At 73.1% G+C, this 13232-nt stretch carries 9 protein-coding genes; 4 read left to right on the top strand and 5 right to left on the bottom strand.

The window, feature by feature from the left end; all coding sequences use genetic code 11:
- Positions 1-291: 291 nt before the first annotated feature.
- A complete protein-coding gene (locus ACFYU9_RS25430; protein WP_389212069.1) occupies positions 292-912 on the bottom strand; it encodes a TetR/AcrR family transcriptional regulator in 621 nt (206 codons plus the stop codon).
- Positions 913-1373: 461 nt separating this feature from the next.
- On the opposite strand from ACFYU9_RS25430, the gene ACFYU9_RS25425 reads away from it, so the two are divergent.
- Entirely contained in the window at positions 1374-2849 is a 1476-nt protein-coding gene (locus ACFYU9_RS25425; RefSeq protein WP_389346114.1) for an aldehyde dehydrogenase family protein, read from the top strand.
- A 111-nt stretch (positions 2850-2960) separates the two neighbouring features.
- Positions 2961-3206, top strand: a complete 246-nt coding sequence (locus tag ACFYU9_RS25420; RefSeq protein WP_389212066.1) for a DUF1272 domain-containing protein — start codon at positions 2961-2963, stop codon at positions 3204-3206.
- A gap of 47 nt (positions 3207-3253) precedes the next feature.
- On the opposite strand, the gene ACFYU9_RS25415 is transcribed toward ACFYU9_RS25420, so the two are convergent.
- The 4 genes from ACFYU9_RS25415 to ACFYU9_RS25400 form a co-directional block, all read right to left on the bottom strand.
- A complete protein-coding gene (locus tag ACFYU9_RS25415) occupies positions 3254-4423 on the bottom strand; it encodes a PucR family transcriptional regulator (protein WP_389346113.1) in 1170 nt (389 codons plus the stop codon).
- A gap of 70 nt (positions 4424-4493) precedes the next feature.
- Positions 4494-5048: an NAD(P)H-dependent oxidoreductase gene (locus ACFYU9_RS25410; RefSeq protein ID WP_389212062.1), complete on the bottom strand. Its 555-nt coding sequence runs from the start codon at positions 5046-5048 to the stop codon at positions 4494-4496.
- Positions 5045-5818: a thioesterase II family protein gene (locus tag ACFYU9_RS25405; protein WP_389346112.1), complete on the bottom strand. Its 774-nt coding sequence runs from the start codon at positions 5816-5818 to the stop codon at positions 5045-5047. Before ACFYU9_RS25405 ends, ACFYU9_RS25410 begins: the two co-directional genes overlap by 4 nt.
- Positions 5815-6666 carry an alpha/beta fold hydrolase gene (locus ACFYU9_RS25400; protein WP_389346111.1) on the bottom strand — a complete coding sequence of 284 codons (852 nt, stop codon included), beginning with the start codon at positions 6664-6666 and terminating at the stop codon, positions 5815-5817. Before ACFYU9_RS25400 ends, ACFYU9_RS25405 begins: the two co-directional genes overlap by 4 nt.
- A 726-nt stretch (positions 6667-7392) precedes the next feature.
- On the opposite strand from ACFYU9_RS25400, the gene ACFYU9_RS25395 reads away from it, so the two are divergent.
- Together ACFYU9_RS25395 and ACFYU9_RS25390 are read left to right on the top strand one after the other, a co-directional pair.
- Positions 7393-10506 carry an amino acid adenylation domain-containing protein gene (locus tag ACFYU9_RS25395; RefSeq protein ID WP_389346110.1) on the top strand — a complete coding sequence of 1038 codons (3114 nt, stop codon included), beginning with the start codon at positions 7393-7395 and terminating at the stop codon, positions 10504-10506.
- On the top strand, positions 10499-13228 hold the full coding sequence (locus tag ACFYU9_RS25390; protein WP_389346109.1) for a beta-ketoacyl synthase N-terminal-like domain-containing protein: 2730 nt from the start codon (positions 10499-10501) through the stop codon (positions 13226-13228). Before ACFYU9_RS25395 ends, ACFYU9_RS25390 begins: the two co-directional genes overlap by 8 nt.
- The last annotated feature ends 4 nt before the right edge of the window (positions 13229-13232 follow it).

Here is a 13232-nt window from a genome sequence, read left to right as displayed (position 1 = left end):
GGCCGGGGGCCGGGCGGGGGGCCGGCCCCCGGCCGCCCCCCCCCGCCCCGCCCCCCCCGGGCCCCCCCCCGGCCCCCGCGTCCCAAAAACGGGCCGCGGGCCCGCGGGGGGGGCGGGTGGCCCCGCCCCCGCTTTTCCGTCGTCGCTCCCCGGCCGCCGGGGAGCGGGTCGTGGAAGTGACGGGAGTGGCCGATGAGGTTTCGTGGATTTCCCAGTGGGCGGGAATCGGCCCGGCTGGCAGGATTGTCATATGACAACTCGTCCGGCAGTCGCCCGTACCGCCTGCCGGGGTCAGGCCTCCGGGAGCCGCGGGGGTGAGGACATGGTGGCGGTGACCATGCGCTCGATGGCGTCGTCGTCGAACGCGCCGTCATAGAAGACGCTGCGGAACATCATCGCGCCCGCCCACATCTCCAGGAGCATGGGGATGTCGGTGCCGGCGGCGAGGTCGCCCCGCTCGATGGCGCGCTCGAGGACGGTGCGGGCGCGGGCGCGCCGGGGTTCGATGATGTCCTCGCGCAGGCGCTGCGCCAGCTCGGGGTTGCGGGCGGTGTCCGCGATCAGGGCGGGAAGGATGACCTGGACCTCGGGTGAGCAGAAGAAGTCGGCCAGGGCCTGACGGGCGACGGCGAGGACCTCGTCCGTGGAATTCCCGGTCTCGTCCACCGGGACGTCCTTGAGCCGGGTGCGGACCGCGTCGAGGACCAGCTCGGCCTTGCTGGGCCAGGACCGGTACAGGGTGGCCTTGCCGACCTTCGCGTCCGTCGCCACCTCGCCGATGGTGAGGTTCGCGTACCCCTCCTTCTTGAGGAGTTTGAGCGTGGAGGCGAGGATCCTCTTCCTCGCCTCCAGGTCGCGACGTTGCGGGCCGGACGAGGCCATGACGCTGTGCAGCGTGCGCTTTTCCCCCATGCCGGGGTCTCCTGTTCTTTCGGGCCGCCTCGGCAGACCACGTGGCCACCGGCCCGGCGTCCGGGTGGTCGGGCCCGGGCCGGTCGGTGTCACTGTGCGGTGTACGCCGGCCGAGGCGATCAGGGGCAACGGTTGTACCACTTCGGGCGCGGCCGGCCCGCACGCGGGGGCGCCGGGCTGCCGCACTCGGTTCGCCTCCGTCCGCTCGCGCCGGTACCGCGGGGCGGGATCAGCGTGGCCGACCGGAGCACGTTCTACGTCAACTCCGCCGAAGACAAAGGCTGGTGGGGCGGCAAGTGACCCTCCAGCATCTCTGGTCAGAACGGATCGTTTCGTTTTAGGCTAGGTCGGTGCCACAGCACTGTCAAGGTAGCGTCCGGGCAGGCTGTGCAGGGGTTTCGCCCTGCCCGGCGCGCGCCGTGGCCCCACGCCTTCCCCCCTTCCCGAAAGGCAGGCCCCTCATGACGGCCATCGACGCGGGCACGCTCCCGCGGTTCACCTCGCTCGACCCCGTCACCGGCGAGGAGATCGGCTCCTTCCCCGTCCACGACGAGCCGGCCGTGCGGGAGATGGTGGCCCGGGCCCGGAGGGCGTCGGGGGCCTGGGACCGCCTCGGCCACTCCGGGCGGCGACCGCTCCTGCTCGCCTGGCGCCGTCTGATGGCCCGCCGGCTCCCGGAGATCATCACGCTGATGGAGCGCGAGAACGGCAAGGTGAAGGCCGACGCGCTGATCGAGATGGCGGCGGCCCTGACCCATCTGGACTGGGCCGCGCGCCACTCCCGCAAGGTCCTCGGGCGGCGCAGGGTCCCGTCGGGGCTGCTCATGGCCAACCAGTACGCGACGGTCGAGTACCGGCCGTTCGGTGTGATCGGGGTGATCGGCCCCTGGAACTATCCGGTGCACACCCCGCTCGGCTCCATCGCCTACGCGCTCGCCGCGGGCAACGCCGTGGTGTTCAAGCCCAGCGAGTACACGCCGGCGATCGGCGCGTGGCTGGCGGACACCTTCGCGGAGGCGGTGCCCGGTCACGAGGTCCTGCTCCTGGCCACGGGCGACGGCGGCACCGGAGCGGCCTTGTGCGCGACGGGGGCCGACAAGATCGCCTTCACCGGGTCCGCCCGGACGGGCGCCCGTGTCCTGGCTTCCTGCGCGCCGTCCCTGACTCCCGTCCTGCTCGAACTGGGCGGCAAGGACGCGCTCGTGGTCGCCGCGGACGCCGACGTGGACGCGGCGGTGGAGTCGGCGCTGTGGGGTGCGTGCAGCAACGCGGGCCAGTCCTGCGCGGGCATCGAGCGGGTCTACGTCGCGGCCCCGGTCTACGAGCGCTTCCTGGCCCGTTGCGCCGAGCGCGCCCGGGAGCTGCGGTCCGGCACCGACTTCGGCCCCGTCACCATGCCGGGGCAGCTGGAGGTCATCCGGCGGCACATCGACGACGCCCTCGCCCGCGGGGGCCGCGCGGTGGTCGGCGGTCCGGAGTCGGTCCGGCCGCCGTACGTCCTCGGTCCGGTCGTGCTCGCCGACGTGCCGGAGGACTCCGCGGCCGTACGGGAGGGGACGTTCGGCCCGGTGCTCGTGGTCAACCGGGTGGCCGACGCGGAGGAGGGCGTCGCGCGCGCCAACGACTCCGCCTACGGCCTGGGCGGCGCCGTCTTCGCCCGCCGCGACGCGGGTCGCCTGGCGGAGCGGATGCGGACCGGGATGGTGAGCGTCAACGACGTGCTGTCCTTCCCCGCCGTGCCGTCGCTGCCCTTCGGCGGGCGCGGCGCCTCGGGCTTCGGGCGGATCCACGGGCCGGACGGTCTGCGGGAGTTCACCGTGCCGAAGGCGGTGACCCGCAAGCTGTTCGACGTGCCGCTCGCGGTGTCGACGTACGCGCGCGGCGCGAAGGACATCCAGCGGCTGCAGCGGCTGGTCACCTTCCTCAACTCCCGCTGAAACGTCCGCTGAATCAGTCATCTCAAGCACGCCGATGAACCACTCCCCCGGAACCACTCCCCGGACCACCGGGGTCCGGCGGACCTCCGGGCGAACGAAGAGGAGAACGACATGTTGCGGATGCGTCCGCGCTGCATGGGCTGCACGCGGGAACTGGCCGGTGACGCTGCGGCGTTCATCTGCAGCTACGAGTGCACCTGGTGCCCGCCCTGCGCGTCCGGCTTCGCCGAGGTGTGCCCCAACTGCGAGGGCGAGCTGGTGCGCCGGCCGCGCCGTACGACCGGGGCGGCCGTGATCGTCTCCCGCATCCCCGACCGGATCCGGCGCTTCAGGCGCCGGGCGAGCGGGCGGGTGTGACCGGCCGGGCGTGAGAGGGCGTACGCACGCCGGTGCGGCCGTGGGGCTCAGCCGAGTTCCACGGCCGCGCGCGAGGTGAAGAGCCCGGTGTAGGTCCGGCAGTCGAGACCGGTCAGCTCGTGCCAGCGGTCGAGGCGGTACGTGAGCGTGTTGGCGTGCACGTTCAGAGCTCGGGCGGCCGCCGCGACGGAGAATCCGTGGTCGGCGAACTCCCGTACGGCCTCGGCGAGATGGGGGTTGCAGCGGGCCGTTTCGAGGGCCTCTTCGAGGAGCGGGACGCGTCCCGCTCCCGCGTCGGCGACGAGCGCGAACGGCCAGATGTCCGCGTAGCGGTGGACCCCCGGGCGGCCGCGGCCCGCGCACAGCGCGCGGCGGGCGTCGTTGATGCTCCCGCGGACTCCGGCCGGTCCGGTGCGGACCAGGCCGGCACCGACCGGTCCGCCTCCGTCCGCCAGGAGGACGGCCTCGACCCGGTCGGCCGACTGCCAGTCCTGGCCCACGATGACGACCTCGCCGGGGGTGTCGAGGACGACGAAGCGCCCCGGCCCCTCCTCCAGACGTGACTGGACGGCCTGCAGCCGGGTCGCGTCCGCCTGCCGCCGTCTCACCCACAGCTGGAACTCGCCCTGCGGGTCGAAGTCCAGCCGTTCCAGGGCCGTGTGGAGTTCGCTCTCGGGGACGGCCGGGTCGTCGAGCGCCTCGGCTAGGCGGCGGCCGGCGACCACTCGGGCCATCGAGGCGCACGCCTGCCCGTCGCGGTGGCCGGCGCCCACCTCGCTGGTGACGTACTGCACCCACAGCATCGTGCGTTCCATGGCGGGGAGCAGGTCGCCGAGGTCGTCCCGCTGGGCGAGGGCGCCACCGATCTCCTCCCACACCGCGCGGAAGGCCACGTAGAAGCTGAGCATCACGTCCTCGGCCGGCACACCGTCCGCGGCGCGGCGCGCCCCGTAGGCGCGTGCCGCCTCGCGCTCGGCGTCCGTGGCGGCGGTGCGTCCTTCGCCGAGGGCGCGGATGCCGGCGTCGAGGAAGAACCGCACGTGTGCGTCGAGGTCGGCCCGGGGCAGGTCCTGGCTGAGGAAGCTGTCGATCTGCTGCTGGATCTCGTCCGCGGCCCTGACCGCCAGCCGGGCGAGGTCGGCCCGTAGATGCGCGGCCACGCACGCCGCCGCCGTCGGGTTGGCGTCCGGCCGCTGGTCCGTCGTGGCCAGGTCCACGGTCTTGACCCCTCACATGATCATTTGCCGATTTCTGTGGACCTTACCCGTGCCGCGGCGCCCTCGGTTGTCAACATGACACAAGGCCGGTGTGAGCTGGGTCGCGCAGCATCCGGGCGAATCCCGCGACGGCCCGGTCGAGGGCGGTGCCGTCGGGCCGTGTCCCTCCGGCGAGATCCGCGGCCGTGAGGCAGCACAGCGGTGCCAGGCGCGGACCGCCCATGGACGCGAGCACGGGTTCGAGTCCGCGCATGAGCACCGGTCCGTGACCCCGGTCGTGGGCGGTGGCGAGCGGCAGTACGGCCTTGCCGGCCAGCGCGTGGCGGGGAAGGACGTCGAGGAAGACCTTGAGCAGCCCGGTGAAGGACGCCTTGTGCACGGGGGTGCCGATGACCACGCCGTCGGCGTCGTCCAGTCGCCGGGCCGCCGTGGCGAGGGCCGGGTGGCCGGCGTCGCCGCGGAGGAGCGCTTCGGCGGGGAGCCGGCGCAGCGAGAGCGCGGTGACGTGGATGCGGAGCCGGGCCAGGTGCGGGGTCACCAGGTCGTCCAGCACGCGCTGGGTCGTGGACGTCTCGGAGGGGCTGGCGCAGAGGGCGAGCACGGTGCGCGGGGCAGGGACGGTCATCGGGTCATCGCCACGGGGACGGGGGCCGTGCGCGCCAGTTCGTTCAGGAGGTAGCCCACGTCCTCGCTCTGCCAGGGGAAGAAGTGGTCTCCGTACAGCACCCGCATCCCGAGCCACCGCTCGGTGTGGCGTCTCCAGTCGCCGACGAGGTACGACGGCTGCACGAAGTCGTGGCGTCCCGCCAGGGCGAGCACGGGAACGGGCAGCGGGGCCGGCGCCGGGGCGGGGGCGTGCGAGAGGAGCTCGAAGTCGGCCTGGGCGGGGCGCAGGACGAGTTCGCGCATCGTGGGCGAGTCGAGGACCTCCGGCGGGGTCTGGCCGAGTTGGCGGATGTGGTCGAGGAGGAGGTTTCTTCGCTCGGCGAGGAGGCCGTTCGCCTTGCGGTCGAGGCGGTCGGCGGGGCACAGTCCCGAGACGACGAGGACGGACGGCGGCGCGCCCCGTTCGCACAGGGCCCGGCACAGCTCGTAGGCGAGCAGGGCTCCCATGCTGTGGCCGAACAGGACGGTGCGCGGCACCGGCAGCAGCCTGTGTTCGCGGGCCAGTTCGTCGGCGAGCGGGCGGATCACGTCGGCGGACCGGCGGACCGGCTCCTCGGCGAGGCGCAGTCCGTGGCCCGGGAGTTCGACGGCCCGCAGCTCGGTGTCCGGCGGCATCACGGATGCCCAGGACCGGTAGGCGGACGCGGTGCCGCCGGCGTACGGCAGGCAGATGACGCGCGCGTCCGGGAGGCCGGGGACCGATGACAGGGTGCGCATCCAGGTGCTCATGAGGGCTCCTTCTTCCCGGCCGGGCCGGAGTGTCCGGCCAGCCGGGTCAGCTGGGTGTGGCCGCGGTTCAGGATTCGGCTGTACTGGTCGGGGTCGGTCAGGCACGTCAGGTGGCGGCCGGGCACGAGGGCCAGGCCGGCCGCGGTGCCGTCGGCGCGGGTCGCTTCGAGGAAGGCGTGTTCGTCGGCGCGGAACCTGCGGTCGCGTCGGCCGTTCACGAACTGGACGGGGGTGGTGCAGGCGCGGGCGAGCGCGAGGAAGTCCCGCCGGCCGAGGTCGGCGACGACCTCAGGGAAGGTCTCCATGGCGAGGCCGCCGTGGAGGACGGCGGTGGCCGTGTCGGGCGGCAGGAAGCGGCGGAAGGCCGCCGCGTTGAGGCGTGCGGCGCGTTCGTGGCCGATCCGGTCGATCGCCCTGGACATGACCGTGAACTCCCGGGCCACCCGGCCGCCGGTGCGTGCGGTGGCGCCGTTGACCAGGAGTCCCGCCGCTTCACACTGGCCGGAGGCGCCGTAGGCGAGCGTGGTGTACCCGCCGAGGGAGACGCCGGCCACCCAGGGGCGCCGCCCCGTGGCGCGCGCGGCCTCCCGGACGGCCGCCGCGACCCGGTCGACGGCGCCTTCCAGGGTGAACGGCCGTCCCCTCAGGGCGCCGTGGCCCGGCAGGTCGCAGGCGGTGAGGCGGAAGCGGGGGGCGAGGCGTGAGGCGTACGGCTGCCACATCCACGCCGACAGCCGGATGCCATGGACCAGGACGAGTGGTTCGCCGTCCTGGGGGCCGGCCGTGTACAGCGCCCGCTCCCCCGGCACCGGGCGCCAGCAGTCCGCCGGGCTCCGTTCGTCAGACATGCAACGCTCCCTGTTTCTTGCGCCGTGCGGGCGCACACGGGCGCCCCGGTGGCCTGCGGAAGGAATGTGGTGGCGTGCGCTCGATTCGACGGCTCGGGGCCCGTGCGGATACCTGCCGGAATTCATGTGCGCCTGCCGACGTCAGAGGAATTACCGTCGGCAACCCCTGCAGGCTAACTCGCCGGTAACCAGCGCGCAACAGCCTTTGACGGAGGGTCATGCGCGCGCCCCGTCAGCGCCCTTGGACCTCGACAGTTAACGCGACCGTAACTTGACGAAGCATCGCCCCGCTCCTAGGTTAGAACGCGTCGTCTCGTTCTGAACGGTGGTCGGACCCCTCCGGGACCCAGCCGCGGAACGACCGTAGACAGTCCGCCGGCACCAGCCCCACCTGGCGCTTCGACTGCAACAGTGATCAGACGCCACGGGGGATTTCATGATCGAGCGAGCCATCGGGCCCTGCCCGCCATCCACGACACCACCTGCCGGCGCCCGCCTCCCGGGCGCGTCGCGCCACTGACGTCCGGCCCCTCACCGGCCGGCCGGCGCCACTGAGCGCACCGCTTTCCCGGCGCCGCATTCTCTTTTTCGTTCCGTCGGCCGCACACGCGCCCGGAACCTCATTTCCGTACGTCATTCCGCCTGTTTCGTGAACGGCGGAATTCAGGCACGCGGATGCGTGCCGTGCACGTCCATGACACCGAAGTCCTGATTGGTGTGGAACCAATGCAGATCGATGCTGTGCACCACCCGGCCACCCCGGCCGAACTCAAACTGTTCACCCACGCCCTGCTGTCGCCGCAGGACGCCTCCTTCAACCTCGCCGCGGCCTTCCGCATCACCGGCGAGCCCGACGTACCGCGGCTGCGCCGGGCCCTCGCCCGCCTGGCCGCGGGCATCCGCGCGCTCAACACCACCTTCGAGCAGCGCGACGGCATCGTCCACGCCGTGCACCGGCCCTTCGCCGGTGACCGCGAGGACCTGGTGCCGGTCACCACCCTGCCCGGCGAGGGCGCCGAGGCCGTCGTCGAGCGCCTGACGGCCCTGGCGGACACTCCCCTGCCGCCCGACGCCCCCCGGCAGTACGACTTCCACATCCACCAGGCGGCGGACGGCACCTACGTGTCGATGCTCTTCTCCCACCTGGTCGCCGACGGCTACAGCCACTTCAACCTGGTCCACCTGCTCGGCAAGCTGTACGCCGAGCCGGACGCCGAACTGCCCGACTCCGTCCAGGACTCCCCGTCCCTCCTCGTCGAGCCCAGGCCCGCCCGTGAGGAGTCGATCGCCTTCTACCGGGAACGCCTCGGTCACGTCGACGGCCTCGGCGACGACCGGCTGAACGGGCACCGCGGGGCCGACGGGACGCTGCTCGGCGAGGAGCGCCGGCTCGACCTCGGCCCCGAGCTCAGCGCGCTGGTGCGCCGGCGCGCCGAGGAGCTCGGCTGCACGCCGTTCACCTTCTTCCTCTCCGCCTACCTGATGACGTACGCCCGCACGACCGGCGGCCGTCACCCGGTCGTCGGCATTCCCGTCGCCAACCGGCAGGGGATCCGCCAGCGCGCCGCGTTCGGCTACTACGTCAACACCCTGCCGCTGGGCTGTGATCTCACCGCCCACCGCACCTTCGCCGACCTGTGCCGCTGGTCGGAGACGTCCAAGTCCGAGATGCTGCGCCACCAGGGCTTCGACCTGTCGGCCCACGTCCACGAGGTGTGCCCGAAGGCGGCCGGCAGCCCGCTGAGCGTGGACCAGACGTTCACGTACTACCGCCAGTCGCTCGCGTTCGCCCTCGACGGCTGCGAAGTGGAGCAACTGCCGCTGCGCAGGCGGATGGTGAAGTACCCGATGTCCATGAACGTGGAGGACCTCGGGGACCGCTTCGTCGTCAACGCGGAGTGCTCCGACGAGCACTGGAACACCCGGCCGCTGGAGGTCATGGGGCATGTGGTCGCCCTCGCGGCCGCCGATCCCGACCGCCTCCTGAGCGGCATCCCCGCCCTCCCCCCGGCCGCCGAGCAGACCCTGGACGCCCTGGTCAACTCCGCTTCCCGGCCCGTGACCGACGAGGAGCTGCCCGTCTCGCTGGCGGACTGGTTCGCGCGGACGGCGGCGGAACACGCGTCGCGGACCGCGGTCGTCCACGAGGGCACCGCGATCACCTACGGGCTCCTCGACGAGCTGTCGGACAAGGTCGCCGCCGCCCTCGCCGCCCGGGCCGCCGGACCGTTCGTGGGCGTCGCCATGCGGCGCGGCCCGGAGCTGATCGCCGTCATCCTCGGCGTGCTCAAGGCCGGCAAGGCGTACGTGCCCCTCGACCCGAACTCGCCCTCGTCGCGCATCAGCCGGATCCTCGACGCCTTCCCCGACGGCCTGACCGTCGTCGAGGACGAGCACCGCTGGCCCCAGGCGCCGGCGCGGTGGCTGGACGCCGCGAGCACGCTCGACGCGGCCGAGCCGTCCGGCGAGGCCCCCGCGCGGTCCGCCGACGACACCGCGTACGTCATCTTCACCTCCGGATCCACCGGCAAGCCCAAGGGCGTCCAGGTCACCCACCGCAACGTCATGGCGCTGATGCGCGGCTGCGAGGGTTCCTTCGGCTTCGGTCCGCAGGACACCTGGAGCCTCTTCCACAGCTACGCCTTCGACTTCTCCGTCTGGGAGATCTTCGGCGCCCTGCTGTACGGCGGCCGGCTGGCGATCGTCCCCGAGACCGTCGCCAAGTCGCCCGAGGAGTTCCGCGGCTTCCTCGTCCGCGAGCAGGTCACCGTCCTCAACCAGACGCCGTCCGCCTTCGGCCAGCTGCTGAAGGTGCTGCGCCCCGGCGACGGAGCCGAACTCGCCGTGCGGTACGTGGTCTTCGGCGGCGAGGCGCTGCGCTACGCCGCCCTGCGCCCCTGGTACGACGTCATGGGCGACCGGGCCCGGCTGGTCAACATGTACGGGATCACCGAGACCACGGTGCACGTCACCTACCACGCCGTGACCCCCGAGGAGGCGGAGACCGAGACCGCTTCCCTGATCGGCCGCCCGCTGCCGCACCTCACGGTGAGCGTGGTGGACGAGGACGGTCACGTGTGCCCGCCCGGCGTCCCCGGCGAGATCGTCGTGGGCGGCGCGGGCGTCACCCCCGGCTACCTCGGCCGGCCGGAGCTGACCGCCGAGCGGTTCCCCGTCGTGGACGGGCGGCCCCGGTACCGCAGCGGCGACCTGGGCGTCGTGCGCGCCGACGGTTCGCTGGTCCACCTCGGCCGCATCGACCAGCAGGTCCAGCTGCGCGGCTTCCGGATCGAACTCGGCGAGGTCGAGTCCGCGTTCCTCGCGGTCACCGGCGTGCAGGAGTGCGCGGTGCGCCTCGACGAGCGGGACCCGGAGCACCCGGCCCTCGTCGCCTTCGTCACCGGGGAAGAGACGCCGGCCGAGGAGAAGCTCCGCCACGAGGTGCGGCTGCGGCTCCCCTCGTACATGGTCCCCTCGCGCATCGTCCGGACGGACGCGCTGCCCCTGACCATCAACGGCAAGGTCGACACCGCCGCCCTGCCGTGGCCGCAGGCGCGGCCCGCGGGCCTGCGCGGAGCCGAAGGGACGCCGGCGTCCGGCGACGACACCGCCGCCGCCGTGCGCTCCGTGTGGTCCGAGGTGCTCGGCACCGACGACTTCGGCGCGGACGACAACTTCTTCGACGTCGGCGGCACCTCGATGCACGTGGTCCAGGTGCACCAGCTGCTCGTCCAGGACCTGGACGCCGCCGACCTCCAGATGATCGAACTCTTCACCCACACCACCGTGCGCCGCCTGGCCGCGCACATCGAATCGATTCGAGGCACGACGCATGAGTGACCGTACGACGGACGACGCGATCGCCATCGTCGGCATGGCCGGGCGCTTCCCCGGCGCCCCCAGCACCGCCGAGCTGTGGCGCTTCCTCCTCGAAGGCCGCGAGGCCGTCCGCGACTTCTCGGCCGACGAACTGCGCGCGGCCGGTGTCCCGGCGGAGCGCGCCGCGGGCGCGAACTACGTGGCCCGGGGCATCGCGCTCGAGGACGCCGACCTGTTCGACGCCGGCTTCTTCGGCGTCACGCAGCGCGACGCCAAGCTGATGGACCCCCAGCAGCGGGTCTTCCTCACCTGCGCCTGGGAGGCGCTGGAGGACGCCGGGACGCCGCCGGGCCCCGAGTACGGCCCGATCGGCGTGTTCGCCAGCTCCAGCCTGAGCAGCTACCTGCTGGCCAACGTGCTGCGCACCGCCGAATACGAGGACGCCGCCCTGAGCTACCCGGTCCTGCTCGGCAACGACAAGGACTTCCTGGCCACCCGGGTCTCGTACAAGCTCGACCTGCGCGGCCCGAGCATGAGCGTGCAGACCGCCTGCTCCAGCTCCCTGACCGCCGTGCAGCTGGCCTGCGCGGCCCTGGCCCGCGGGGAGATCAAGGCGGCGCTCGCCGGCGGTGTCAGCATCACCTTCCCGCAGACCTCCGGCTACGCCCACCAGGAGGGCGGCATCATGTCGCGGGACGGCCACTGCCGGCCCTTCGACGCGGACGCCTCCGGCACCGTCAAGGGCAACGGCTGCGGCGTCGTCGTCCTGAAGCGGCTGCGGGACGCCCTCGACGAGGGCGACCGCGTCTACGCGGTCGTCCGGGGCATCGCCGTCAACAACGACGGCGCCGACAAGATCGGCTTCACCGCGCCCGGCACGGCGGGCCAGCAGGCCGTCGTCCGCGCCGCCGTGGCCGCGTCCGGGATCGACCCGGCGGACATCGGCTACGTGGAAGCGCACGGCACCGGCACCGCCGTCGGCGACCCGCTGGAGGTCACCTCGCTGGCCGCCGCGCACGCCGCCGTGGGCGGCCCCGCCCCGGGCTGCCTCATCGGCAGCGTCAAGGCCAACCTGGGCCACCTGGACGCGGCGGCCGGCGTCTCCGGCCTGATCAAGGCCGCCCTCACGCTGTACCACCAGACCGTTCCGCCGCAGATCAACCACGCCCGGCCCAACACGCACGTGGCCTGGAACAGGCTGCCGTACACGGTCTCCACCGAGCCCGTGCGCTACACCGACGCCCCGCTGAAGGCGGCTGCCGTCAGCGCCTTCGGGCTCGGCGGCGCCAACGCGCACTGCGTCCTGACGGCACCGCCCGCCCCGGCCGCGCCCGCCCCGGCCGAACCGGGCGCGCGCTACCCGGTGGTGATCAGCGCCCGGAACGTCGACTCCCTGCGCGAGCTGGCCGCCGCCCTGGCGAAGCAGCTCACGGACGGCCCCGACGTACCCGAACTGGCCGATCTCTCCTACACGCTGACGGTCGGGCGCCCGCTGCTCCCCGTGCGGCACGGCTTCACCGCCGCCACCCTCGACGAGGTCCGCGCCGGGCTCGAGGCCCTGGCCTCCGGCGGCGAGCCGGACGGCACCCCGGTCACATGGGAGGGGCCGGCCCGGCGCAAGGTCGTCCTCCCCGGGCAGCCGCTCCACCCGCAGCGGTACTGGATCGAGCCCGACGCCCCGCAGGCGGCGCGGGAGGCCGCGCCGGCCGCGCCGCCCGCCCGGGAGCCGGCGGTCGCCGACGCGCGCTCGGTGCTGGAGCGGGTCCTCGCGATCGTCGAGCAGGGCCTGGACGTCGCGGGCCTCTGTGCCGACGACGACTTCTACGACCTCGGCGGCGACTCCATGCTCGCGGTCGAGATCGTGACGACGCTGTCCGAGGAGTTCGACCTCGAACTGGACTTCGACGTCTTCTCCACGCTACGCACCCCCGAGCAGATGGCCGGCTGGCTCCACCAGGCCCTCAGCGGCACGCAGGACCCGCAGCGCGGCCTGCTCACGCTGCGCGAGGGCCGGGGCCGGGCCCTGCACATGGTGCACCCGGCGGGCGGCACCAACTTCATCTACGCCGGGCTCGTGGACCACTCCCGCTCCACGGTGCCGCTGCGCGCCCTGTCCTTCCCCGTCCAGGAACCGCCGGCCACCCTGCGCGAACTGGCCGCCCTCTACCTGGAGCGCGTGCGGCGCGAGCAGCCCACCGGCCCCTACCGCCTGGGCGGCTACTCCTTCGGCGGCAACGTCGCCCTGGAGATGGCGCTCCAGCTCCAGGCCGCGGGCGAGGAGGTCGAGACGCTCGTGCTGCTCGACAGCTACCCGCCCGAGACGTACGTGGGCCGGCACCTGACCGACGAGGAGTTCGCCGACGCGTTCCCGCTGCTCCTGAACGCGGTCGGCGACAGCAAGCTGGACCTGGACGAGCTGCGGGACAAGGGCTTCTTCCGGATCTGGAAGCACAACTACGACCTGCTCAAGGGCCACTACCCGGACCGTGCCTTCCAGGGCGACATGGTGCTGCTGCGCGCCGACGAGGTGGGCGGCACGCTGGACCTCGACACGGCGCTGCGCATGAACCTCGTCGACAAGTCCCTCTGGCAGGCCCACGTCACCGGCACGGTGACGCAGGAGAAGGTCCTGGGCGACCACTTCTCCATGTTCGAGCCCGGTGAGCGGATCACCCGGCTGGCCGAGGCGTTCGACACCGCCGTGGCCCCCTTCGACGCGGCCGACACGGCCGAGGACCGGTGAGGCG

Origin of the sequence: Streptomyces sp. NPDC004327, assembly GCF_042873935.1 — a bacterium.
In the GTDB taxonomy this organism is placed as follows: domain Bacteria; phylum Actinomycetota; class Actinomycetes; order Streptomycetales; family Streptomycetaceae; genus Streptomyces.
The sequence above is the reverse complement of the archived record's forward strand: the minus strand, read 5'-3'. Positions and strand labels throughout refer to the sequence as shown.

What these genes read in the sequence shown, in the direction of transcription:
- ACFYU9_RS25420 (WP_389212066.1), top strand. Translation starts at nt 2,961, where the DNA reads ATGTTGCGGATGCGTCCGCGCTGCATGGGCTGCACGCGGGAACTGGCC.
- ACFYU9_RS25405 (WP_389346112.1), bottom strand. Translation starts at nt 5,818, where the DNA reads ATGAGCACCTGGATGCGCACCCTGTCATCGGTCCCCGGCCTCCCGGAC.
- ACFYU9_RS25400 (WP_389346111.1), bottom strand. Translation starts at nt 6,666, where the DNA reads ATGTCTGACGAACGGAGCCCGGCGGACTGCTGGCGCCCGGTGCCGGGG.
- ACFYU9_RS25410 (WP_389212062.1), bottom strand. Translation starts at nt 5,048, where the DNA reads ATGACCGTCCCTGCCCCGCGCACCGTGCTCGCCCTCTGCGCCAGCCCC.
- ACFYU9_RS25390 (WP_389346109.1), top strand. Translation starts at nt 10,499, where the DNA reads ATGAGTGACCGTACGACGGACGACGCGATCGCCATCGTCGGCATGGCC.
- ACFYU9_RS25430 (WP_389212069.1), bottom strand. Translation starts at nt 912, where the DNA reads ATGGGGGAAAAGCGCACGCTGCACAGCGTCATGGCCTCGTCCGGCCCG.
- ACFYU9_RS25425 (WP_389346114.1), top strand. Translation starts at nt 1,374, where the DNA reads ATGACGGCCATCGACGCGGGCACGCTCCCGCGGTTCACCTCGCTCGAC.
- ACFYU9_RS25395 (WP_389346110.1), top strand. Translation starts at nt 7,393, where the DNA reads ATGCAGATCGATGCTGTGCACCACCCGGCCACCCCGGCCGAACTCAAA.